23 protein-coding genes are annotated in these 24209 nt (G+C 62.8%); 14 read left to right on the top strand and 9 right to left on the bottom strand.

What is annotated here, in order from left to right:
- Positions 1–20: 20 nt before the first annotated feature.
- From PW947_RS30635 to PW947_RS30615, 5 genes are read right to left on the bottom strand one after another with little or no spacing between them, the layout of a single operon-like run.
- Positions 21–1622, bottom strand: a complete 1602-nt coding sequence (locus PW947_RS30635; protein ID WP_299636576.1) for a bifunctional 3-(3-hydroxy-phenyl)propionate/3-hydroxycinnamic acid hydroxylase — start codon at positions 1620–1622, stop codon at positions 21–23.
- A 5-nt stretch (positions 1623–1627) separates the two neighbouring features.
- On the bottom strand, positions 1628–2500 hold the full coding sequence (locus PW947_RS30630) for a fumarylacetoacetate hydrolase family protein (protein WP_299636574.1): 873 nt from the start codon (positions 2498–2500) through the stop codon (positions 1628–1630).
- A gap of 39 nt (positions 2501–2539) precedes the next feature.
- Entirely contained in the window at positions 2540–3442 is a 903-nt protein-coding gene (locus PW947_RS30625) for a VOC family protein (RefSeq protein WP_299636572.1), read from the bottom strand.
- Between the two features lie 22 nt (positions 3443–3464).
- Positions 3465–4490 (bottom strand): amidohydrolase family protein, encoded by a 1026-nt coding sequence (locus PW947_RS30620; RefSeq protein WP_299636570.1) that lies wholly within the window; start codon positions 4488–4490, stop codon positions 3465–3467.
- A 5-nt stretch (positions 4491–4495) separates the two neighbouring features.
- Positions 4496–4921 carry a heme-binding protein gene (locus tag PW947_RS30615; protein WP_299636568.1) on the bottom strand — a complete coding sequence of 142 codons (426 nt, stop codon included), beginning with the start codon at positions 4919–4921 and terminating at the stop codon, positions 4496–4498.
- Positions 4922–5088: 167 nt separating this feature from the next.
- Between PW947_RS30615 and PW947_RS30610 the strand changes: the two genes are divergently transcribed.
- Positions 5089–5811, top strand: a complete 723-nt coding sequence (locus tag PW947_RS30610) for a GntR family transcriptional regulator (RefSeq protein WP_299636566.1) — start codon at positions 5089–5091, stop codon at positions 5809–5811.
- A 12-nt stretch (positions 5812–5823) separates the two neighbouring features.
- Here PW947_RS30610 and PW947_RS30605 read toward each other — a convergent pair whose 3' ends face one another.
- The gene (locus PW947_RS30605; RefSeq protein ID WP_299636564.1) at positions 5824–6750 is read right to left on the bottom strand and encodes a LysR family transcriptional regulator; all 927 of its coding nucleotides are present in this window, start codon (positions 6748–6750) and stop codon (positions 5824–5826) included.
- Between the two features lie 223 nt (positions 6751–6973).
- Between PW947_RS30605 and benA the strand changes: the two genes are divergently transcribed.
- The 4 genes from benA to PW947_RS30585 are packed head-to-tail and all read left to right on the top strand — an operon-like array spanning position 6974 to position 10687.
- Positions 6974–8353: a benzoate 1,2-dioxygenase large subunit gene (gene benA, locus PW947_RS30600; RefSeq protein WP_299636562.1), complete on the top strand. Its 1380-nt coding sequence runs from the start codon at positions 6974–6976 to the stop codon at positions 8351–8353.
- Positions 8350–8853 (top strand): benzoate 1,2-dioxygenase small subunit, encoded by a 504-nt coding sequence (gene benB / locus PW947_RS30595; protein ID WP_299636561.1) that lies wholly within the window; start codon positions 8350–8352, stop codon positions 8851–8853. Before benA ends, benB begins: the two co-directional genes overlap by 4 nt.
- Positions 8854–8877: 24 nt before the next feature.
- A complete protein-coding gene (benC, locus tag PW947_RS30590) occupies positions 8878–9897 on the top strand; it encodes a benzoate 1,2-dioxygenase electron transfer component BenC (protein WP_299636559.1) in 1020 nt (339 codons plus the stop codon).
- Positions 9898–9901: 4 nt separating this feature from the next.
- Positions 9902–10687, top strand: coding sequence for a 1,6-dihydroxycyclohexa-2,4-diene-1-carboxylate dehydrogenase (locus tag PW947_RS30585; protein WP_299636558.1), 786 nt, complete (start codon positions 9902–9904; stop codon positions 10685–10687).
- Here PW947_RS30585 and PW947_RS30580 read toward each other — a convergent pair.
- Positions 10644–11588, bottom strand: coding sequence for a LysR family transcriptional regulator (locus PW947_RS30580; RefSeq protein WP_299636556.1), 945 nt, complete (start codon positions 11586–11588; stop codon positions 10644–10646). The genes PW947_RS30585 and PW947_RS30580 overlap by 44 nt on opposite strands.
- Before the next feature lie 144 nt (positions 11589–11732).
- Here PW947_RS30580 and PW947_RS30575 point away from each other — a divergent pair, with 144 nt between their 5' ends.
- Together PW947_RS30575 and PW947_RS30570 are read left to right on the top strand one after the other, a co-directional pair.
- On the top strand, positions 11733–12788 hold the full coding sequence (locus tag PW947_RS30575; protein WP_299636554.1) for an aromatic ring-hydroxylating dioxygenase subunit alpha: 1056 nt from the start codon (positions 11733–11735) through the stop codon (positions 12786–12788).
- 12 nt (positions 12789–12800) lie between these two features.
- Entirely contained in the window at positions 12801–13769 is a 969-nt protein-coding gene (locus PW947_RS30570; RefSeq protein WP_299636552.1) for a PDR/VanB family oxidoreductase, read from the top strand.
- Here the strand turns inward: PW947_RS30570 and PW947_RS30565 are convergent.
- On the bottom strand, positions 13764–15248 hold the full coding sequence (locus tag PW947_RS30565; RefSeq protein WP_299636550.1) for a PLP-dependent aminotransferase family protein: 1485 nt from the start codon (positions 15246–15248) through the stop codon (positions 13764–13766). The genes PW947_RS30570 and PW947_RS30565 overlap by 6 nt on opposite strands.
- Positions 15249–15334: 86 nt before the next feature.
- Between PW947_RS30565 and PW947_RS30560 the strand changes: the two genes are divergently transcribed.
- The 7 genes from PW947_RS30560 to PW947_RS30530 all read left to right on the top strand — a co-directional run bounded on the left by PW947_RS30560 (position 15335) and on the right by PW947_RS30530 (position 23133).
- Positions 15335–15994 (top strand): M24 family metallopeptidase, encoded by a 660-nt coding sequence (locus PW947_RS30560; RefSeq protein WP_299636548.1) that lies wholly within the window; start codon positions 15335–15337, stop codon positions 15992–15994.
- A 55-nt stretch (positions 15995–16049) separates the two neighbouring features.
- Positions 16050–16976 carry a LysR family transcriptional regulator gene (locus tag PW947_RS30555; protein WP_299636546.1) on the top strand — a complete coding sequence of 309 codons (927 nt, stop codon included), beginning with the start codon at positions 16050–16052 and terminating at the stop codon, positions 16974–16976.
- Positions 16977–17154: 178 nt separating this feature from the next.
- Positions 17155–18357, top strand: coding sequence for an NAD-dependent formate dehydrogenase (locus PW947_RS30550; RefSeq protein WP_299636545.1), 1203 nt, complete (start codon positions 17155–17157; stop codon positions 18355–18357).
- Positions 18358–18462: 105 nt separating this feature from the next.
- A complete protein-coding gene (locus tag PW947_RS30545) occupies positions 18463–18969 on the top strand; it encodes an HPP family protein (RefSeq protein ID WP_299636543.1) in 507 nt (168 codons plus the stop codon).
- 177 nt (positions 18970–19146) lie between these two features.
- The gene (locus PW947_RS30540; protein ID WP_299636541.1) at positions 19147–20640 is read left to right on the top strand and encodes an MFS transporter; all 1494 of its coding nucleotides are present in this window, start codon (positions 19147–19149) and stop codon (positions 20638–20640) included.
- A 165-nt stretch (positions 20641–20805) separates the two neighbouring features.
- Positions 20806–21375, top strand: coding sequence for a methylated-DNA--[protein]-cysteine S-methyltransferase (locus tag PW947_RS30535; RefSeq protein WP_299636539.1), 570 nt, complete (start codon positions 20806–20808; stop codon positions 21373–21375).
- Positions 21376–21495: 120 nt separating this feature from the next.
- Positions 21496–23133 (top strand): ABC transporter substrate-binding protein, encoded by a 1638-nt coding sequence (locus PW947_RS30530; RefSeq protein ID WP_299636537.1) that lies wholly within the window; start codon positions 21496–21498, stop codon positions 23131–23133.
- Between the two features lie 31 nt (positions 23134–23164).
- On the opposite strand, the gene PW947_RS30525 is transcribed toward PW947_RS30530, so the two are convergent.
- Positions 23165–24091, bottom strand: a complete 927-nt coding sequence (locus PW947_RS30525) for a LysR family transcriptional regulator (protein ID WP_299636535.1) — start codon at positions 24089–24091, stop codon at positions 23165–23167.
- Positions 24092–24209: the final 118 nt, after the last annotated feature.

Below are 24209 nucleotides of genomic sequence, written 5' to 3'. Positions count from 1 at the left end.
GCGGCCGTCGCGAGGTAGCGTCAGGCCGCCACGGTTTGCGCCGGATGCAGCGTCGCGATGAGGCTCGCGAGTTCGCGTTCGAGCGCATCGGCGTCGGCCGCGATGCCGTACACGTAGTGGTCCGGCCGCACGATCGCCGCCACGCACTGGTTGCGCGTGAACCAGCCGGCCAGCACGCCGTCGAGTTCGACCACGGAACGCGTACCGTCGGTGGTGGCGTGATGCGCGTCGCCATCCGGTGCGAGCGTGACGATCTGCGCACCGAGTGCGTCGGCCGCGCTCGCGACCTTCGGCGTAACCGGCGCGTTGCCGACTGTCACGACGCGCCAGCCCTCGCCGACGACGATATCGAACAGCGCATGCGCATCGTCACCCGCGCTCCGGTGGACGACACGCGGCTGCGGAAACAGCGCGCCGTTGGCCGGATGCGCATTGGCCGACAGCAGACCGCCGTCGAGCTTCGGCACGATATCCTGACGCGCGATCGTCTTGACGACGCCGCCCGCTTCGCGCAACAGACGCGCATCGCGTTCGCGCGCCGCAGCGGGATCGCGTTCGCAGATCAGACGGCCGATGTCCTTGATGCGCGTGGTCAACTGCTTCACGTGCGTGCTGCGTTCGGTCTGATACGTATCGAGCAGCGACGCGTCGGCGTCGCCACGGATCACCGCGTTCAGCTTCCAGATCAGATTGACGACGTCGCGCACGCCCTGGCACATGCCCTGTCCGATAAACGGCGGCTGTTGATGTGCCGCGTCGCCCGCGATAAACACGCGGCCGCGCCGCCATTCCTTCGCGACCAGCGCATGAAAGCGATAGCTCGCCGCACGCCACAGTTCGCCGTCCTGCGGCGTCAGCCAGCGGCCGAGCAGCGTCCACACCGCGTCGTCCTGCTGCATCGCGCGCGGGTCTTCGCCTTCCATCAGCATGATTTCCCAGCGACGATGACCGCCCGGCCCAACGATATACGTGCACGGCCGCGACGGCTCGCAATACTGGATCGCGACCTTCGGCAGCTTTTCGACGCCTTGCTCGTTGACGCGCACATCGACCACCAGCCACGGTTCGTCGAATTCGAGGTCTTCGTAGGCGATGCCGAGTTGCGTGCGCACCGTGCTCGACGCGCCGTCGCAACCGATCAGGTAGTCGCACGTGACCGTGCGCGTCGCGCCGGTGTCGTCCTTCAGGTTCACGGTGACGATGCCGTCGGCTTCGACGAAATCGACCACTTCCGTGCCGAGCGCAATCTCCACGCTGTCGTACGACGCCGCGTGCTCGCGCAATGCCGCTTCGACCGGCGGCTGCGTGAACACCATCGTCGGCGTATAGCCGAGCGGATAAGGCTTCGGCACCGTGTCGATACGCTTGATCAGCTGACCGTCCACGCCGTAATACTCGGACGGCGGAAACACCGCGACATGTTCCGCGATCCGGTCCACCACGCCCAGTCCCTGAAAGACCCGCATGATTTCGTGATCGACCGCGATTGCGCGCGGCTTGTCGTAGACCGCGCGCGCGCGGTCCACGCACAGCGCGCGGATGCCGAAATTGCCGAGCAGGCCCGCCGCCACCGCACCCGACGGTCCAAACCCAACGACGACTACAGCGAAATGATTGTTCATCGTGCTCACCCGGCGGTCACTTCGTCCTGCACCGTATTTTGCAAACGGCCGACACGTTCGATATCCACTTCGACGCGGTCGCCGTGCTTCATCCAGACCGGCGGATTACGCGCCCAGCCCACACCGGCCGGCGTGCCCATCACGACGACATCGCCCGGCTCCAGCGTCAGCACTTCCGTCAGCAGCTCGATGGTTTCGGCGACGCCCCAGATCATGTCCGACGTGTTCGCCTGCTGCATCGTCTCGCCGTTCAGGATCAGCCGCAGCGACAGGCCTTCCGCGCCGGGCGGCAATTCGTCCGGCGTCACCAGCCACGGACCGAATGCGCCGGTGCCGTCGAAGTTTTTGCCGATGGTCCATTGCGACGTGCGCTTCTGGTAGTCGCGCACCGACGCGTCGTTGAAACACGCATAGCCGAACACGTAGTCGAGCGCCTGTTCGCGCTTCACGTGACGCGCGCGCTTGCTGATCACGATGGCCAGTTCCGCTTCGTAGTCGAGCTTCTCGGAGACTTGCGGGCGGATCACCGGATCGTCGTGCGCGATCAGCGACGACGCGCCACGGAAGAAGATCAGCGGATACACGGGCTTCAGGTTGCCGCCTTCCTTCGCGTGATCGTAGTAGTTGTGGCCGAGGCACACGATCTTGCCCGGCTCCGGCACCAGCGGCGCGAGCGTCACCGACGCATACGGCACGCGATGATCCGAACCGCTGTCGATCACGCGCTGCGCGGCCGCGACGAGATCGAAGCCTTGCTTGAGCGCGCTGCGCAGGTCGGTGGGAATCGATGCGTCGGCCTTGTTCAGATCGATCACGTCGTCACCGTCGATTACGCCGACGCGCGTCTCGTTACCCGAGCGGAAAGTCACCAGTTTCATTGTCTCTGCCTCTGATTGAGAATGTATTCAAGCGAATCGTTATGCGGCGTGCGCGCGAAAGAAAATCGACTTCTGCGCGGCCCTCAGGCGGTCGCTCGGCGATTTGCCGATGCCCCATTGATCGATGCGTCCGGGCGGCCATTTCCAGTCGTCCGGGCCGCCGGTGCGATAGGTGTCGTCGACCTGTTGCACTTCGGCGGTGTATTCGATGACGAAGTCGAACGGGCCGAGAAAATACGCGAACGCGTTATTGCCCGGACCATGACGGCCGACGCCCCATTCGATCGGATAACCGGCGTCGTTCATCCGGCCACCGCCGCGCATCACCGAGTCGAGATCGGGCATCACGAACGCGATGTGGTTCAGGCTATTTTCCTGCGCGTCGGCCAGCGCGATGCAGTGGTGGTCGCTGGAACACCGCATGAACGCCATGATCCGCGTGCGGTCCGACAGTTTGAAACCGAGCGCGTCTTCGAAGAAACGCTGGGCCACCGCCACGTCCACGCTGTTCAGCACGACGTGCGTGATCTTGACCGGGCGGTCCCTGACTTCGGCGGTATCGGCATGGCGCGCGTCGCCGGCGATAAAGCGCAGCGTGCGGCCTTGCGGATCGAGCACGTCGAGTTGCACGCCGCCGCCAGGCGCGTCGCTGGCGCGCGGCGCGGCCAGCACTTCGCCGCCGTGTTCACGCACGGACGCCGCGATACGTTGCAGATCGGCTTCCGACCCGACGTTGAACTCCACCGCGCGCACGTCGGCGCGCTCGCTTCTGACCAGCGTCAGAACATGATGGGCCGCGCCGGTGCCGCGCAGATAGACGGCGTCCGCCGTGCGCGCGACGCTCGCGAGATGCCAGGTACCGATATAGAAACGTTCCGCGCTTTCGAGGTCGGGCACGCCGATCTCGATGCCGCGCAATCCTGTGACAAGACACTCACTCATGTATCGCTCCATCAACTGACTGTCAGACGATGCCCAGAAAAGTCTGGGCATTTCGATAAACCAGACGCTCGACCGTCGATTCCGCGAGACCCATCGCTTCGACCGTCGCGACCGGCTGCGACTCGCGAAACGCAAACGGATAGTCGGTGCCGAGCATCAATTGGGTGTCGCCATACAAGCCGATCAGATGCCGCAACGTCGCGTCGTCGAACACCAGCGCGTCGTAAAAGAGCGTGCGCGCCTGCTCGGACGGCGCGGCGTGCAGCGTCTCGCGCAGCGGCGCGAACACCTTGCCCGCCTGTTCGAGACGCGGCAGCAACGACGCCAGCGTGCCGCCGCCATGACTAAACGCGATCCGCAGTTTCGGACGACGCACCGGCAGATTCGCGGTAATCACCGACGCCGCCGCGAGCCCGACATCGGTGGGATAACCGAGCGCCTGAACCAGCTGCGGCGGTCCGACGAGGCGCTCCTTGCCCGCCGGGCGCAGCGCGTGCACGAACACCGCCGCGCCGAGCGCTTCGGCGGCCTCGAAGAATGCGTCGAATTGCGGCGCACCGATCGGCACGCCGTTGATATTGCTGCCAATCTCGACGCCGGCGAAACCCGGTGTTTTCATCAACTGTTCGAGTTCGCGGATCGCCAGATCGACCTGTTGCAGCGGCACCGCGCCGAGTCCCGTCATCCGTCCCGCGCTGGCGTCCACCATCCCGGCAATCACGCCGTTCAGGTACTGCAGCAACGGCAACGCGTCCTGCGCGCTCATCCAGTACGACAGCAATTCGGGCATCGGCGAGATGGCCTGCACGGCGATCCGCTGCGTGTCCATGTCGGCGATGCGTTTGGGCGTGTCCCAGCACAGATCCGCGACGGTGCGATACACCTTGTCGTCGATCATCACGTGACGGTGACACGCATGCGCAGGCGCCATCGACGGCCAGTCGCGCGGGATTTTCGCGCCGAGACAGGCGGGAAAATCCGAAGGAACGATATGCGTGTGCATGTCGATGCCACGGCATCCGCACGCGTGCTTCAGTTCGAACGTCATCGCGATTACCGGTGCGACAGGCCGGCGGCTTCGATACCGGCGATGCAGATCAGTTCGTCTTCGTCGCCGGTGCCGCCACTCGCGCCGATCGCGCCGAGCACCGTGCCGCTCGCCGATGTAATCACTACCGCGCCGGTCTGCGGCACGAACTTTCCGCTCGTTGCCGTGCCGATTGCGTTGAAGAAAGCGGGGTTATCTTTTGCCCGTGCCAGCAGCGTGCGCGACGCGACGCCCATGCCGAACGCCGCCGACGCCTTGCCCTCGGCGATCTCGATCCGCAACGCGGTCGCGCCGTCGTCGCGGGACACCAGCTTGACCTGCCCGGCTGCGTCGAGCACGACGATGCCCATCGGCTTGAAGCCTGCCTGCTGCGCACGTTCACGGGCGGCAGCCACGATGCGGTTCGCTACGTCGAGAGAAAGCTGTTCCATTCGAGAAGTCTCATATCATCGGGTCGATTCACCAATAATATATACAAAACCTGTTTTCGTGAATCTTTGTGTATTGTTTTAGGGAATTCCCCTGGTCATGCAGGTTGACCGTAAAAAGACCGAGTTCCGATATACTTGGTGCAATTTGATCTGAATCGAGGTGTTGCTTGTCACGTATCGTTGCGACTTCCGGCGCCACCGCGGGTGCGGCCGGCCCTTCGGCGGCCACGTTGGCAACGACGCTGTACGACCGGATCCGCGCGGATCTGCTCGACGGGCTGCTGGAGCCCGGCCGCAAATTGCAGATCGAGTTTCTGTGCGACCACTATCAGGCAGGGCAGACGCCGGTGCGCGAAGCACTGAACCGTCTGACGTCCGACGGCCTGGTCGAGCGTCGCGATCAGCGCGGCTTTGCGGTGGCGGGCATCAGCGCCGACGATCTGCGCGAGATCACCAAAACGCGCTGCTGGCTGGAAGAGGTGGCGTTGCGCGAGGCTTTCTCGGCGCGCTCGGCGGAATGGGAAGAACAGGTGGTGCTCGCGTATCACCGTCTGTCGAAGGTGCCGCGCTCGCTGAGCGAGACCGAGTACAAGGAAAATCCCGAGTGGGAACGCCTGCATCGCGCGTTTCACCGCACGTTGATCGGCGGTTGCCAGTCGCGCTGGCTGATCAACTTCTGCGAGCAGCTCGCCGATCAGCTGTATCGCTACCGGCAGTTATCGGTGCGGCGGGTCTATCCGAAACGCCATGAGCGCGAGGAACATCAGGCCATGCTCAACGCCGTCACGTCCGGCGATGTCGCCGAGGCGATCCGCCTCGTGACCTCGCACTATCAGAAAACCGCCGACATCATCCTGACGGACGCCGAACTGTTCCCGGCCGAGGCCTGAAGCCGCGCCGCGTCACTCCATCTGACCTTCTCGCGGCAACAGATACGGCATGTCCTGCTCTTCGTATAGCGCGTAGATCAGGTCGAGCATCGTGCGCAGGTCTTCGGATTCGTCGAGCATCCGCATGCTCATGATGATCGGCGAGACCAGATTCGGATCGTCCAGCTCGCAATACGTGACGTCGTCGCGCTTCAGACCATGCACGCTGCTCGGCACGATCGAAATACCCTCGCCTGCACCGACAAGTCCGAGCGCGATCTGCAATTCGCGTGTTTCGTAAATTCGCAGCGGCTTCAGCCCGCGATCGTGATACGCGGCGAGCACCTGATCCGCGTAACTCGGACGCGGCGCTTTCGGAAAGATGATCAGCGTCTCGCTGGTCAATTCGTGCAGCGACAACACCGGCTTCGCCACCGACAGCGGATGACCGAGCGGCAACGCGACGATCATCCGCTCTTCACGCAATACCACGCGCCGGATGCGCGGATCTTCGTGGCGAATGCGCCCGAAACCGACATCGATGCGCCCTTCCTTCAGCGCCTGAATCTGGTCCATCGTCGACATTTCGTGCAGGCTCAATTCGACCGCGGCGTTCTCCGCGCGAAAGCGCCGGATGATCTTCGGCAGCATGCCGTACAGCGTCGAGCCGACGAACCCGACCGACATGCTCCGCTCGATCTTGCCGACCCGCTTCGTCATCGACTCCAGCTCGGCCGTCTGCGCCAGCAATTGCACCGCGTGAACGTAGAAGAAGCGTCCGGTATCGGTCAGCTTCAGCGGCCGTGCATTGCGTTCGAATAGCTGCACGCCGAGCATTTCTTCGAGTTGCTGGATCTGGCGGCTCAACGGCGGCTGCGCGATATGCAGCCGCTTCGCCGCGCGCGTGAAGTTGCATTCTTCCGCTACGGCGATGAAATAACGCAGGTGCCGAAGCTCCATGAGAATACCTTTTAGATATGGCGCTGATACTAAAACGGTGTTGGACGACCCAAACGACGGTCAATATCCTGTGATCAACGCGGTCAACCCAATTCAATAATACCTTTCGAGCATTGTCTCCGAGGGTATTCCCTGGAACCGCCCATCCCCGACAGGCAGCCGCACGGACAGATCCGGATCGCGCACGAGCCTGCACCACAGATCACAGATCAGGAGACAGTGGATGATCCCCATCTACCCGGACCGCAGTCCGACGCTTCGCCATATCGACGACTTTCTGGTCGAAGACAAGGCACGCGGCGATTACCGTCTGCACCGCAGCGCATTCACCGATCCCGCGTTGTTCGAACTCGAAATGCAGCATATTTTCGAGGGCAACTGGATCTACCTCGCGCACGAAAGCCAGATTCCGAACAACAACGATTACTTCACGACGACCATCGGCCGTCAGCCGGTCGTGATCGCACGGAACCGTCAGGGCGAACTCAATGCGCTGATCAATTCGTGCACGCATCGCGGTGCGGTGCTGTGCCGTCACAAGCGCGGCAACAAGGCGACCTATACCTGCCCGTTCCACGGCTGGACCTTCAACAACAGCGGCAAGCTGCTGAAGGTGAAGGACCCGGAAGGCGCCGGCTATCCCGACTGCTTCAACAAGGACGCGTCGCACGATCTGAAGAAGGTCGCGCGCTTCGAAAGCTATCGCGGCTTTCTGTTCGGCAGCCTGAATGCGGACGTGTTGCCGCTGAAGGAATATCTCGGCGAAGCCGCGCGGATCATCGACATGATCGTCGATCAATCGACGGACGGTCTCGAAGTGCTGCGCGGTTCGTCGACATACACCTACGAAGGCAACTGGAAGCTGACCGCCGAAAACGGCGCGGACGGTTATCACGTGTCCGCGGTTCACTGGAACTACGCGGCCACCACCAGCCATCGCAAGGAAGAAAACGCGCGCGAGGACACGATCCGCGCGATGGATGCCGGCAAGTGGGGACGTCAGGGCGGCGGCTTCTATGCGTTCGAACACGGCCACATGTTGCTGTGGTCGCGCTGGGCGAATCCGGAAGACCGTCCGAACTTCAGCCGACGCGAAGAGTTCGCCGTGCGCTGCGGCACCGAAACCGCCGACTGGATGATCCAGAACTCGCGCAATCTGTGCCTGTATCCGAACGTGTATCTGATGGACCAGTTCGGCTCGCAGATTCGGGTCTTGCGCCCGCTGTCGGTCAACAAGACCGAAGTGACGATCTATTGCATCGCGCCGAAGGGCGAATCCGATACGGCGCGTGCGCAGCGCATCCGGCAATACGAAGATTTCTTCAACGTCAGCGGCATGGCGACACCCGACGATCTCGAAGAATTCCGCGCCTGTCAGCAAGGCTATGCGGCGCGCGCGCTCGAATGGAACGACATGTGCCGCGGCGCGACGCAGTGGATCGACGGTCCCGACGAAGCCGCGCGCAAGATCGGCCTCGCGCCGATTCTGAGCGGCGTCAAGACCGAAGACGAAGGGCTTTACACCGTGCAGCACCGCTATTGGGTCGACACGATGAAAAAAGCGTTGAGCGTCGAAAAGGAAACCGAAGGGAGTGCAGCATGAGCACTGTCGTGGACCCGATCACGCTCGCCGATATTCAGGCTTTCCTGTACCGCGAAAGCCGCCTGCTCGACGACGAGCAATGGGACGAATGGCTGGCCTGCTATCACCCGGATGCGGTGTTCTGGATGCCGTCTTGGGATGACGAGGACACGCTCGTCACCGACCCGCAACGCGAAATCTCGCTGATCTACTACCCGAACCGCCAGGGGCTCGAAGACCGCATTTTCCGCATCAAGACCGAGCGCTCCAGCGCGACGATGCCCGACACGCGCACGAGTCACAACATCGCGAACGTCGAACTCGAAAGCGAGGACAACGGCGTCTGCACGGTGCGTTTCAACTGGCACACGCTGAGTCATCGCTACAAGACGAATTACAGCTACTTCGGAATGGCGCGGTATGTGATCGATTTTTCGGCCGCGCAACCGCAGATTCTGAACAAGTACGTGGTGTTGAAAAACGACTACATCAATCAGGTCATCGATATCTATCACATCTGAGCGGATGCGATCGAGGAGCAGGACATGGAACACAGCATTGCACTTCAGTTCGAAGACGGCGTGACGCGCTTCATCGCGTGCCGCGAAGACGAAACGCTTGCCGACGCCGCCTACCGGCAAAAGATCAACGTGCCGCTCGATTGCCGCGACGGCGCGTGCGGCGCATGCCGCAGCCTGTGCGAATCGGGCCGCTACGATTTGCCCGAATCGAGTTATATCGAAGATGCACTGAGTGCCGACGAAGCCGCGCAAGGCTATGTGCTGGCGTGTCAGACACGGCCGCGCTCCGATTGCGTGATTCGCGTGCCGGCGTCGTCGGCGGTGTGCAAGACTGCGGTGGCGCGGCACGAAGGGACGCTGGCGTCGGTCGAGCAGCTGTCCGGATCGACGATCCATTTTTCGATCGATCTCGACGACGCCGCGCAACCCGACTTCCTCGCCGGTCAGTACGTGAACGTCGATATTCCGGGCAGCGACGCGTACCGGTCGTATTCGTTCAGCTCGGCGCCGGGTGCGTCGCGCGTGTCGTTCGTGGTGCGCAACGTGCCGGACGGCAAGATGAGCCAGTACCTGTCCACGCAAGCGAAACCCGGCGCACGTATCGCGTTTTCGGGTCCGTACGGCAGTTTCTATCTGCGCGCGCCGGTTCGTCCCGTGCTGTTCCTCGCAGGCGGAACCGGCATTGCACCGTTTCTGTCGATGCTCGACGTGGTCGCGGCCAACGGCGGCGCGCAACCGGTCCGCCTCGTCTACGGCGTGACGAACGACACCGATCTCGTGTGTGTCGACCAACTGGACGCAGCGAAGCAGAAGCTGGCCGGTTTCGACTATCGCACCTGCGTCGCCGACAGCGCGAGCGCGCATCCGCGCAAAGGCTACGTCACCGGACATATCGACCCGGAATGGCTGAACGGCGGCGACGTCGATGTGTATCTGTGCGGCCCGGTCGCGATGGTCGAAGCGGTGCGCGGCTGGTTGCACGACGAAGGCGTGACGCCGGCTAACTTCCACTATGAAAAATTCTCGGCCAGTGCGGCGGCTTGACAGCATGACGACATCGACACGTTTTCAGGAAAAGGTCGTCGTCGTGACGGGCGCGGCGCAAGGCATCGGGCGCGGCGTCGCGATCACGGCGGCACAGGAAGGCGCGACGGTCGTGCTGTGCGACCGGTCGGATCTGGTGCACGACGTCGCGAACGCGATTTCGGCGCGCGGCGGACGCTGTCTGCCGGTACTCGCGGACCTCGAACACTATGCAGGCGCGAGCGCGCTGATGCACGCGGCATGCGACGCTTACGGCCGGATCGACGTGCTGGTCAACAATGTCGGCGGCACGATCTGGGCGAAGCCGTATCAGCATTACGACGACGTGCAGATCGAAGCCGAAGTGCGGCGCTCGCTGTTTCCGACGCTCTGGTGCTGCCACGCGGTGCTGCCGACGATGATCGCGCAGCAGCGTGGTGCGATCGTCAATGTGTCGTCGATTGCGACGCGCAGTATTTATCGCGTGCCGTATGCGGCGTCGAAAGGCGGCGTCAATGCGCTGACCGCAAGCCTCGCGTTCGAACACGCCGACGACGGCATTCGCGTCAACGCGGTGGCGACCGGCGGCACCGAAGCGCCGCCGCGCAAGGTGCCGCGTAACGCCGAGCCGCAATCCGGACAGGACGCGGCGTGGTATCAGCGCATTGTCGATCAGACGATCGCATCGAGCCTGATGCACCGTTACGGCACGATCGACGAACAGGTCCGCGCGATCCTGTTTCTCGCGTCCGACGATGCGTCGTACATCACCGGCACGGTGTTGCCGGTGGGCGGCGGCGATCAGGGCTGAAGCCGATATCCGCCATGCCGGCTTCGAAACGGCGGATCACTTCACGCGCACCGTGCGACAGTTGCCGCCGAGCGGCCACGCACAGATGCAGCTTCAGCGGCTTCAGATGCGGGTCTTTCAGCGGCAGGAAATCGAGCTGGCCCGCCGCCACGTCCACCGCGACGTCGAGCCAGCACAGCACCGCGACGCCCACGCCCTGACGCACCAGCGAGCGCATCATCTGCGTGTTGTTGCAGGCCATGAAGCGCTGCACGTCCGTGTGATGACGAACGAACAGCGACGTCACGCGTTCGCTGATCACGAGCGGCAACGCGGGCAGGATCGGTTTGAAATCGAGCGTGTGACTGACACGTACGTCTTCGCCGGTCTGCAACGCATGGCCGGGCTGAAACGCGACGCCCAACGGCGCGTCGGCGGAGGCGCGAATCTCCAGGTCTTTCATCGAATCGGGTGCGAGCAGCAGCCCGAAATCCACCTCGCCCGCCGCGATCTTTCGTGCGACGTCTTCGTTGTCGAGCACCTGAACGCCGACCGTCAGGCCCGGATGGTCCACCGCGAGCGTCGCAATGACCTCGGCGACGAACCCTTCCGTCAGAGCATCGATGATCGCGACTTCGATATGTCCGCGCTTCAATCCCTGTAGCTCGTCGATCTGCGTCAGCGCGCGGCGATAGTCGCGTTGCCAGCGGCGCATCAGATTGATGAACACCTCGCCCGCTGCCGTCAGACGCAAACCGCCCGGAATCCGCTCGAACAGCGGCGCGCCGATCTCCGTCTCCGCCTGAAGAATCTGCCGGTCGATCGCCGACGCGGAAATGTGCAGCGCCTCGGCCGCCTTGCGGATGCTGCCGTGATCGACGACCGCCGTGAAGTAATGCATGAAGCGGGAAAACGTAATCATGGACGCGTTGAGTTTTTTGCAACGGGGTAGCGAGAATTTGATTGTTTATTGGAACGGCGTCGTCCGCAAAAATCAAGTCATCAAATTTCGCAGACCGCGCATTGCAGCGGTATGCAGACCCCGCAAACCCTGTTCAGGAAGCCCATGACTCCCGCCAAGGCCATCGTCTCGCCCCCGCCCAACTGCACGTTCGACGCCCACGACTGGCAGCTTCTCGCGATGCACTGGTATCCGGTCGCGCTGAGCGAAAACGTGAAGGAAGCGCCCGTCGCGGCGATGCTGCTCGACGAGCCGCTGGTCATCTATCGCGTGGACGGCAAACTGGTGGTCGCGCGCGACGTGTGTCCGCATCGCGGCGTGCCGCTCAGTCTCGGCACGCACGATGGACAAGGCGTGGTGTGCCGCTACCACGGCCTGCGTTTCGGCGACGAAGGCCGCTGCAACCGGATTCCGGCCAGCCCGAATCTTCCGATCCCGGCCAAGCTGCATTTGCGCACTTATCCCGCCGTCGAACGTTACGGCCTCGTCTGGACCTGCATCGGCGCGCCGATGAACGACGCTGCCGCCGCCGAACCGGCCATTCCCGAGATGCCGTTCTGGAACGACGCGAGCTTCCAGCAGATCGTGTGTCCGACCGTGGATATCGGTGGATTTGCCGGTCGGCAGATGGAAGGTTTTCTCGACGTCGCGCATTTCGGGTGGGTTCACACCGACACCTTCGGCGATCCGGACAACACCGAAGTGCCCGCGTATACGCCTGTCGATACGCCGGACGGCTTTTTCGCGGACTACCGGAGCAATGTCGGCAACTATCCGATCGGCGCGATCCAGCGCGGCCAGGAAGGCTTCGAATGGCTGCGTCATTTCGAAGTGCATCTGCCGTTCACGGCGACGCTGACGGTTCATTTCCCGAACGACGGCCGCCTCGTGATCATGAACGCCGCGTCGCCGATGTCCGCGAGAAAGACCCGTCTGTTTGCGCCGATCGCCCGCAATTTCGACACTGACCAACCGGTCGAAGCCGTCCACGAATTCAATCTGCGCGTGTTCGAGGAAGACCGCATCGTGGTCGAAACGCAGAAGCCGGAATGCCTGCCGCTCGACCCGTCGCTCGAAGCGCACATTCCGGCGGACCGCAGTTCGATCGCGTATCGCAAGGGTTTGCGCAAGCTCGGTCTCAGCCCGATCTTTGCCGCTTGAGGAGTTGCACCCATGAATACGATCCGCGTAACGGTGTCGTCGATCGACGAACAGGGGCGCGGCAACCGCCGCGTCGAACTCGTTCCCGCCGACGGTAGCCTGCTTCCCGCCTTCGACGCCGGTGCGCATATCGACGTGCGCATGCCCGGCGGTCTGGTGCGTCAATACTCACTCGCGAATCCGCCGTCGCAACGGCATCGTTACGAGATTTGCGTGCGGCGCGACGCGCAATCGCGCGGTGGCTCCGCGTATCTGCACGACGTGTTGACGCCGGGTCAGCATGTCGAGATTTCAGCGCCGCGCAACTGCTTCGCGCTCGAGGACGCCGCGCATTACGTGCTGATCGCGGGCGGCATCGGCATCACGCCGTTGCTGTCGATGGCGCAGTGTCTCGCGGAACGCGGCGCGTCGTTCGAACTGCATTATTACGGCCGCAGCGAAGCCGATGCGCCCTATGTGCAGCAACTGCGCGCGGGGTTCGGCGGCGTCGGTGGCGCAACGGTCGCACTGCATTTCAGCGAAACCGGCGACAGTCTGCGCAACGCGTTGCCGGCATCGTTGCGTACGCCTTCCGCGCAAACGCTGGTTTACGTGTGCGGCCCTGCTGCGATGATGGATCACCTTCGCGCCGAAACCTCCCGTATCGGCTGGCAGGACTCGCAGATCCGCAGCGAGGCATTCCACGCCGAACCCGTGACCGCGCTATCCGGCGATGGCACGTTCGAAGTCGAACTGGCTTCTACGGGCCGCGTATTCGTCGTGCCGGTCGGAAAGACGATTGCCGGTGTATTGCTCGACAACGCCGTGGACGTGTCGCTGTCGTGTGAACAGGGTATTTGCGGCGCCTGCCTGACCGGCATCAAATCCGGCCGCGCCGATCATCGCGACGAAGTGCTGTCCGACGAAGAAAAACAGGCGAATACGTTGATCGCGGTGTGCTGTTCAAGAGCCCAATCGGCGAGAATCGTGCTTGATTTATGAAGTTTTGACGGCGTTCGCGATCAACGCCGTCACCATGGCGCCGAGACGGATCAATGCATTTTCCGTGGTCGCAGCGCAGCCGTAGCTGTAGTTCAGGCGGATGAAATTGCGGTACGCGTCGCGCGTCGAAAACAGATAACCCGGCGCAATCGTGATGTGCTGATCCAGCGCCATCCGGTACAAGACCAGCGAATCCACTTCGCGCGGCAACTCCACCCACAGCACGTAACCGCCTTTGGGTTGCGACGTGCGCGTGCCAACCGGGAAGTATCGCGAGATCAGCGTGCGCATCACGTCGGCGTGTTCTTCATACGCCTTGCGAATGCGTCGCAGATGATGCTCGTAGCGCTCGTTTTTCAGGTACTCGGCGATCGCCAGTTGCGGCCGCGACGGCGTCGTCAGCGTATTCAGAAACTTCAGTTTTTCGACCTGTTCGCGATAGCGGCCAGGCATCGTCCAGCCGACCCGATGACCTGTCGTCAGGCTCTTCGAAAACGACGAGCAATGCAATACGAGGTCGTTTTTATCGAAGGATTTCAGCGAGCGTGGATGGACATCGCCGAAGTAAAGCTCGTGATACACGTCGTTTTCGATAACCGGAACGTCGTGCTTCGTCAGCAGCTTCATCAGCTTCTGCTTGTTCGCATCGGACATCCGGAATCCGAGCGGATTCTGGAAGTTCGGCATCACCACGCAGGCAGCGATTTTGTCCCGCTTCAACACGCGCGCAAGCGCATCGACGTCGATGCCTTCGTCCGGGTGCGTGGCGATTTCCACCGCGCGCATGCCCATACGTTCGATCGCGTTCAGCAACGCATAGAAAGTCGGCGACTCGACCGCGATCGCGTCGCCCGCTTTGGCGACCGCTTGCAGACACAGGTTGATCGCTTCGGTCGCACCGACCGTCACGATGATCTCGGCGGGATCGACGGTCTGGCCGTTCTCGCTGTAACGCCGCGCGATCTGCCGGATCAGATGCGGATCGCCGGGCGGCAATTCGTCGGTGACACCCCATTGCGCCTGCCGACGCGCGATCGCATTCCCGTAACCATCGATCCGCTTCACCGGAAACAGCGACGGGTCCGGATACGGCGAACCGAGCGGCACCGCGTCGTCGCTTTGAATTGCGCGTAACGTGGACAGCACGAGACGGCTCACATCGACCGGCGGTTCCGGTTCCTGTGCAGCGAGAGTCGGCGCGCGTGGATCGGCGTTGGCATCGACATTGGCATCTGCATCGGCCTTCGCTCCGCGCGCACGGCGTGGCTGCGGCCTCGCATGAACGAAGTAACCCGACTTCGGCCGACTCTGGATCACGCCTTTATTTTCGAGCAGCAAATACGCGTGCAGCACCGTCTTGATGCTGAGCCGATGTTGCTGGCTGATCTGCCGGACCGATGGAATCCGGTCTCCAGGCAGAAACACCCCGCTCGCGATCTGCGCATCCATTTCCGCAGCCAGTTTCTCATAAAGCTTCACGACTTCTCCATTACCTCGTCATACGCCTTATAGACATGCGCAGAGCCGACCGATATATTCTACGGGATATAACGAGAGAGGTTTTGATGGAAGCGGTAACGCAGCAGGCAGTGGGTGGAAAGTACGTACTGGAATCGATGAAAGTCGCACGTGACAAGACGTGGGATGTCGTGGACAGAATGAGCCGGATCGTGCGGCCGGGGATGCTCGAATCGGAAGCGAACGTCGAGTGCAAGAAGCTGTTGGTCGAACTCGGCATGGACCGCATCTGGCATCCGATCCTGATCCGGTTCGGCGAGAACACGCTAAAAACCTTCAAGCAGCGCGCCGACGTCGATCCGCGTCTGAACGACGACGATATTTTCTTTATCGATCTCGGCGTGGTCTGGGACGCGCATGAAGGCGACGCAGGCGCGACCTTCGTGGTCGGCAACGACGCGGACATGCAGGCCTGCGCCACTGCCGCCAAAACCGTATTCGACGATGTCGAACAGCATTGGCGCAGCACGGGCGCGGGTGGCAAGGCGCTGTACGACTACGCCGCCGAACGCGCCGCCGCGCTCGGCTGGAAATTGAATCTCGACATCAAAGGGCATCGCGTCAGCGATTTCCCGCACGCAATCTTCAAGGCAGGCGATCTCGGCAGTTTCGAATCCTGTCCCGATGCCGGTCTGTGGATCCTCGAAATTCAGCTCGCGCATCCGACGCGGCCGTTCGGCGCGTTCTATGAAGATCTGCTGATATGAATCACGCATGAGCCCGACGACAGGCTCACCCTAACGATACGGGCCGGCCAGCGACATGTTTATCCGTCAACTGCACTATCTCGTCACGCTGGCCCGCGAGCAGCACTTCGCGAAGGCAGCGGAAATCTGCAATGTGTCGCAGCCCGCATTGTCGTCCGCGATTCGCAGCCTCGAAACCGAACTGGGTCTCGTGATCGTCAAACGCGGACGCCGCTTTCTCGGCCTGACCGAAGAAGGCGAACGCGTGCTCGGCTGGGCGCGTCAGACGCTGGCGACGCTCGAACACATGCGCCAGGATGCGTCGGCGGCGCAGGTGCGGTTGACGGGCACGCTGCGCATCGGCGTGATTCCGACCACGATGCCGATCGTCAGCCTGTTGCTCGGCGCGTGCCGCGCGCATCACGACGCGATTCGCTATACCGTGCGCTCGCTGAGCGCCGACGCGATCCTTCGACAGCTCGACGACTACGAAATCGACGTCGGCTTTACCTATCTCGACGATCGCGTGCAAGCGGGCTTTGCGGTGTCGCCGCTGTATCGCGAGCGATATTTTCTGCTGTCGCCGGCAAACTCGAACGCGAACGCTGGTGTCAACCAGTGGGACGCGCTGGGCGAGTTGCCGTTCTGTCTGCTGAGCACCGCGATGCAAAACCGTCAGGTCATCAGTGCTGCGTTCCGGCGCGCGGGCGTTCAACCGACCGTCGTGCTCGAAACGGATTCGCTGCTCGCGTTGTATTCGAACGTGCAATACGCTGGCTTGCACAGCATCTTGCCGCACAGTCTGTTGAGCGTGCTCGATGCGAAAAGCGGCGTCACCGCGACGCCGCTCGAACCCGAACTCACGCGCGAGATCGGGCTCATCACGCGCAACACGCCGTCGATGCCGCCGCTGGTCGCGGCGATGTGGACCGCCGCCGCGCAACTCGATCTGCAACACCGCTTCGATTCGCTCTTGCCGCGACCCGCTCCGGCCGTGCGCTGATCCACGCTTCGCCGCGCGTTGATAAGCGTCGCTTATCAGCCAATCCGTTCAAACGATTGGACCCTGTCGATTCACTCAAAGACACTGTGCTCATCGATGTATCGCAAGCAACACATCGATCGCACCGGCAGACATCGTCATGCCGGATCGACATTTAAATTGAGTGGAGAGAGACAACATGGCCAAGGTTCTTTGCGTGCTTTACGACGACCCCGTCAACGGCATGCCGAAAAAGTACGCGCGCGACGACGTTCCCTCGATCACGAAGTATCACGACGGACAAACCGCTCCGACGCCCGAAGCAATCGACTTCACGCCGGGCGAATTGCTCGGCAGCGTGTCGGGCGAACTCGGCTTGCGCCGTTATCTGGAATCGCAAGGCCACACCCTGGTCGTCACGTCCGACAAGGACGGCCCGAACTCCACGTTCGAACGCGAATTGCACGACGCCGAAGTGGTCATCTCCCAACCGTTCTGGCCCGCGTACCTCACCGCCGAACGGATCGCAAAGGCGCCGAAACTCAAGCTCGCGCTGACAGCCGGCATCGGCTCGGATCACGTCGATCTGCAAGCCGCGATCGAACGCGGCATCACGGTCGCCGAAGTCACGTACTGCAACAGCATCAGCGTCGCCGAACACGTCGTGATGATGATCCTGTCGCAAGTGCGTAACTATCTGCCGTCGCACGAATGGGTCAAGAAGGGCGGCTGGAACATCGCCGATTGCGTCGAGCGCGCCTACGATCTGGAAGGCATGCACGTCGGCACGGTCGCGGCCGGGCGCATCGGCGCGGCGGTACTGCGTCGCCTGAAGCCGTTCGACGTGAAACTGCATTACACCGACCGCCATCGTCTGCCGGCAGACGTCGAACGCGAACTCGGCGCGACGTGGCATCCGAACGTCGAATCGATGGCGAAGGTGTGCGACGTGGTCACGATCAATTGTCCGCTGCACCCGGAAACCGAGCATCTGTTCGACGAAAAGATGATCTCGAAGATGAAGCGCGGCGCGTACATCATCAACACGGCTCGCGGCAAGATCTGCGACCGCGACGCGATCGTGCGCGCACTCGAAAGCGGCCAGCTCGCCGGTTATGCGGGCGACGTGTGGTTCCCGCAGCCGGCCCCGCGCGATCATCCGTGGCGCACCATGCCGCATCAAGGGATGACGCCGCACACGTCCGGCACGACGCTGTCGGCGCAGGCGCGCTACGCGGCGGGCACACGGGAAATCCTCGAGTGCTGGTTCGACAAGCGGGCGATCCGCGACGAGTACCTGATCGTCGATGGCGGCAAGCTGGCCGGTGTGGGCGCGCACTCGTACTCGGCGGGCAATGCGACCTCCGGTTCCGAAGAAGCCAGCCGGTTCAAGGTTGCATGAGCGGGCTGAATAAACCCATCTGACCGATGTCGCAATACATCGCGACGCGCGCTGTCCTGCATGTTCCGGCACGCAGGACAGCGCGCGCTTTTTTTGGGGGCTTCAATGGAGAATATTTCAGAACCCGCAAGCGACGGCGTCCGACGCGCGTTTCGCGTGGTCGCGCGGCCCGCGTTGCTGGGGTTTCTCGGCGGCACGCTCGCGATCGGCGTGCTCGGCATGCTGGCCAGTTCGACCGGCTTGCCGTTGCTGATCGCGCCGTTCGGTGCGTCGAGCGTGTTGCTGTTCGCCGCACCCGACAGCGCGTTCGCGCAACCGAAAAACCTCGTGCTCGGGCATCTGATCGCGTCGGCGGTCGGGCTTGCGGTGGTGGCCGTCGGTGGCGTCGGCATCTGGCAGATGGCCGTTGCGGTCGGCCTTGCGATTGCCGCGATGCAACTGACGCGCACCGTCCATCCACCGGCCGGCGCCGATCCGCTGGTGATCATGCTCGCCGGCGGCGTGTCCGCGCAGTTTCTGATCGTGCCGGTGCTGGCCGGCGTGCTGTCCTTGCTGCTGATTGCGCTGCTGTTCAACAACGTCGTGCGCGGCGAGCGGTGGCCTCGTCGATAGTGAGTGCCTGCTGACTTGATGCGGCGACGTCGTCGCCACGCGCGCCGCCGCATCGTCGAAAGTAATACGTAATTTTTTGGAAGCGCGTTGCACACGGTTCCATAAGCTAATAACGGAAATGCCTTTGTCGCAGGGCGGCGGCGCCTGTACCCTCGCGTCTTTGCCCGCAGCCACAGCATGTCCACTACGTTTCCGTCCGAACTTCGCCCCGCCGATTCAAAAGGCGCGACCACCCTGCCGTCCGTCATCCGTTCCGCCGCCGACGTTTCCCGCCTGGTCAACATCGGCGCGGCCGCCGGCAGCGACGCACGCATCGTCGTGGCGATCGCGCTCGGCGGTGTGTTTCTCGACGCCTACGATCTCGGCGCGCTCGCGTTTGGGCTGAAAGACGTGGCGCGCGAGTTTTCGCTGACGCCGACCGGCACAGGCCTGGTCGCATCGGCGATCACGTTCGGCGCGATCGTCGGCGCATGCCTCGGCGGTTTCCTGACCGACCGGATCGGCCGCTACCGCGTGTTCATGGCCGACATGTTCTTCTTCGTGATCGCCGCGCTTGCTTGCGCATTCGCGCCGAACGCGTGGGTGCTCGGCGGTGCGCGCTTCGTGATGGGTCTGGGCGTCGGTATCGATCTGCCCGTCGCAATGGCGTTTCTCGCCGAATTCTCGCGGCTGCAAGGGCGCGGCAACAAAGCGTCGCGGGTGGCCATGTGGTGCCCCGTCTGGTATGCCGCGATCAGCATTTCATATCTGCTCGTGCTGGCGTTCTATTCGACGCTGCCCGCGAGCCATTCCGGCTTGCTGTGGCGTCTGATTCTGGGCTTCGGCGCGGTGCCGGCAATCATCATCATTGCCGTGCGTAGCCGCTACATCAGCGAATCGCCGGTGTGGGCCGCCAATCAGGGCGACCTCGAAGGCGCCGCAAAAATCCTGCGCCGCTCGTACGGCATCGACGCGAAAGTCGCCGACGACGTCGCCGCGAAGCCGGGCGTACGCACGGTGCGCAAGTCGTCGTGGGCGAATTACGGTGCGTTGCTGCGCGGCGTGTATCTGCGACGCACGGTGCTGGCGACGGTGATCAGCATTGCGTCGTCGTTCGCGTACAACGCGGTGGCGTTTGGCTTGCCGGTGATCATTTCGAGCTTCCTCGCGCAATCGATGCTGACCACGATCCTCGCATCGCTGGTGCTGAATCTGGGGTTTGCGTTCGTCGGCGGACTGATCGCCGTGCGCACGGTACCGCGTTTCGGCGCGTGGAACATGACGGTGGTCGGCTATGTGTTTCAGTTCATCGCGCTGGTCGGGCTGGCGCTGGTCGGCAAGCCGCACGCCACCGGCGAAGTCGCGATTGCGGTCGGCATGCTTGCGCTGTTCCTGTTCGGCCAGGGCGTCGGCCCGGGTTCGCACACGATGACGTTCGCGTCGCTGAGCTATCCGACCTCGTTGCGCGGCGTCGGCGTCGGCCTGAACCAGACGCTGATGCGTTCGAGCTCGACCGTGTCGCTGTTCCTGTTCCCGGTGCTGGCCGCCGCGCTGTCCACCCGCGTGTTCTGGATCATCGCGATCGCGCCGCTGGTCGGACTGATCGCATTGCTGGCGGTGCGTTGGGAACCGTCGGGCTATGACGTCGACGCCGAAGATTTCGTCGACGGCAAAGCCGCTGCGCAAGCGTGACGCGTCGCCGCTAAGCCCGCAAGGGCGTCAGGACCGGAAAGCCCGCATTCGTGAGAATGCGGGCTTTTTTGCTTGAATCGCCGTGTCGCCGGATCGCGGGGCGCCGCCTCGTCTACACTGGATACCGAAGCACGATCCACCACGACTCACCGATGGAGCAGTCTCATGTCTTACGTCTTCAAGCTGATGGACTCGCCGGTCGGCCAGCTGAAACTCATCGCGAAAGGCGCGCAACTCGTCGCGATCCTGTGGGAGGACGACCGCCCCGATCGCGTGCGGCTCGGCCCGATGAGCGAAGCCAGCCATAGCCCGATCCTCGACGACACCGAGCGCCAGTTGACCGAATATTTCGCGGGCCGGCGCACCCGCTTCGAACTCGATCTCGCGTTCGAAGGCACCGCGTTCCAGAAACAGGTGTGGGACGCATTGCTGACCATCCCGTTCGGCGAAACGCGCAGCTACTCGGACATCGCCGCGCAGATCGGCAATCCGAAGGCGGTGCGCGCGGTCGGCGCAGCCAATGGCCGGAACCCGATTTCGATCATCGCGCCGTGTCATCGCGTGATCGGCGCGGCGGGTCATCTCACCGGTTTCGCGGGCGGCCTCGAAGCCAAAGCAATCCTGCTCGCGGTCGAATCGGTGGATACGATCACGGTCACGGCCGGATCATCGGGCAAGCGGATCCGCAAGGCCGCACACGCCGATGCGCATCCCGGACAGCTGTCGCTGTACTGACTTTTTGGGTGGTCGGACGGAATATCCAAAGTCCGATTGATCACTTCAGACAATATTTTCTGCGCGGTACAGTGAAGGGCGTTAGCCCTCTCAACCGATGTCCTGACCGCACAGGAAACCATGATCCGATCCCGCCGCCTTGCGCGCACTGCCTTCAACCCGGTCTGCGCGCTGGGCGCAGCCTTCGTCCTGAGCATCGGCGCGTTGCCGGTCGATGCGTTCGCAGCATCGAAAACGGTAGTGTTCTGCTCGGAAGGCAGTCCGGCGGGTTTCGACTCCGCGCAATACACGACCAGCACCGACTTCGACGCGGGCGCGCACGCCGTCTACGACACGCTGGTCGAATTCAAGCGCGGCTCGCTCGATCTGGTGCCGGGCCTCGCCGACACGTGGGACGAAGCGCCCGACGCAAAGAGCTTTACGTTCCATCTCCGTCACGGCGTCAAATTCCAGTCCACCGCGTGGTTCAAGCCGACCCGCGACTTCAATGCGGACGACGTGCTGTTCACGTTCAAACGGATGATCGACCCGAACGACGCGTTCCAGAAAGCGCATCCGGTCAGCTTTCCGTATCTGACCGATCTCGGTTACGACAAGAACATCGCATCGGTCGACAAGCTCGACGACTACACCGTCAGGTTCACGCTGAAAACGCCGGACGTCGTGTTCGTGCGCAACATCGCGATGGAGTTCGCATCGATCCTGTCCGCCGAATACGCGGCCCAGTTGCTCAAGCAGGGGCATACCGAAAACATCAACACGCAGCCGGTGGGCACCGGCCCGTTCATCCTTCGCGACTATCAGAAGGACGCGACGATCCGCTACGACGCGAATCCGACCTTCTGGAACAAGAAGGACGTGCATATCGACAAACTGGTGTTCGCGATCACGCCGGACGCGTCGGTGCGAATGCAGAAGCTCGCCAACGGCGATTGCCAACTGACGTCGTTCGCGCGTCCGACCGATATCCAGACGGCACGCAAGAATCCGAACCTGACGGTGCTGTCGGGCGTGGGCTTCAACGTCGCCTATGTCGGCTACAACACGCAGCACAAGCCGCTCGATAACGTACTGGTGCGTCGCGCGCTCGACATGGCGGTGGACAAACAGGCCATCATCAAGACGGTCTACGAAGGCGCCGCGACCGTCGCCGCGAATCCGATGCCGCCGTCGCAATGGTCGTTCAATCCGAACCTGAAAGATGCGCCGCGCGATCCGGCCAAAGCGCGCGAACTGCTGAAGGAAGCAGGCTTTCCGAACGGCTTTTCGATCACGCTGTGGGCGATGCCGGTTCAGCGTGGCTACAACCCGAACGCAAAGTTGATGGCGCAACTGATTCAGTCCGACTGGGCGAAAATCGGAGTGAAGGCGAATATCGTCAGCTACGAATGGGCGGAGTACAACAAGCGCGCGAAGCAGGACGGCGAACACGACGCCATCCTGTACGGCTGGATGGGCGACAACGGCGACCCGGACAACTGGCTCGGCACCACGCTCGGTTGCGACGCGGTGCATGGCAGCAACGTCGCGAAGTGGTGCAACAGGACGTTCGACGACCTGCTCGCCAAGGCACGGTTGATCCCCGATCAAAAAGCGCGCACGTCGCTGTACGAGCAGGCGCAAGTGGTCTTCAAGGACCAGGTGCCGTACACTCCGATCGCGTACGCGAACGCGTATCAACTGGTGTCGAAGCATCTGAAAGGCTACGAGATCAGCCCGCTCGGCGGTCACCGGTTCGACGGCCTGACGCTCGATTAAACCGTCCGGCAGCGCAGCGCGACGCCCTCCGTCACGCTGCGCGATCGCTGCCCGCGCGTTGCATGCCGTCGTCGAGTGCGGCGGTGATGCGCGCCAGCAGTCCGCGCACCGCGTTCGACAAGCGCCGCTCGCGCATCGTCATCACCCACAGCACCCGCTGATTCAACACCGGTTCGTCGATCCGTTTCGCGATCAGCGACAGGTCGTCCTTCAATCCCGTCAACGACAAACGACTGCCGAGCGTAATCACATCGGCGAGCGACGCGAACGCGTGCAGCGCGCTGGAGTTATTGCTGCTCAACAGCGGCTCGATCTTGATGCCGCGCATCGAACAGCACCAGTCGAACAACTGACGCGCGGTCGTGCCGCGCTCCAGCAACGCCACCGGATACTGCTGCAAGTCGGCAAGCGTCAGCAGATCGCGCGCGGCGAGCGGATGCGTGGGTCCGAGCAACGCGCACACCGGCACTTCGGCGCTGTATTCGACCCGCACCCGGGTCGCATCGCCGGTTGAAAACGCGACGCCCACATCCACCTCGCCGACGGCCACCCAATGCTCGACCTGGCCCGGCGTGCCCGAGCGCAACATGAAGCGCACCTGCGGCACGGCCGCGTGATGATCGGCCAGCACGCGCGGCAAGAACGAGCGCGTGAAACCCTCGGTACAACCGATCCGCACCGCCCCGCTGCCCAGCGCCTGCGACGTCGAAATTTCGCTGAGCACGGCGTCGCCTTCGAGCAGCGACCGGCGCGCGTGATCCGCGAGTATTTCGCCGGACTCGGTCAGGACCATCCCGCGCGGCATCCGCTCGAACAGCGGCGTGCCGACATCCTGTTCGAGCTTGCTGATCTGGCGGCTGATCGCCGACACCGCGACGTGCAGATTTTCCGACGCCGCCGCCAGCGACCCGGTGCGCGCCACCTCGACGAAGTAGCGCAAAGCGATTCCGTGAAGCATGAGCGTCGATCCTGTCTGCGTTGCCAATTCGGCAATGCTATCCGCAATTTTTGAAATTGTTGCGAATTTTTGACGTTTCTAGACTGGCCATATCTGTTTCGAAAAGCCAGTAAGCCAG

Origin of the sequence: Paraburkholderia sp., assembly GCF_028283785.1 — a bacterium.
Lineage (GTDB): Bacteria > Pseudomonadota > Gammaproteobacteria > Burkholderiales > Burkholderiaceae > Paraburkholderia.
Note: the sequence above shows the minus strand (reverse complement) of the source record. Positions and strands in the feature narration are given on the sequence as shown.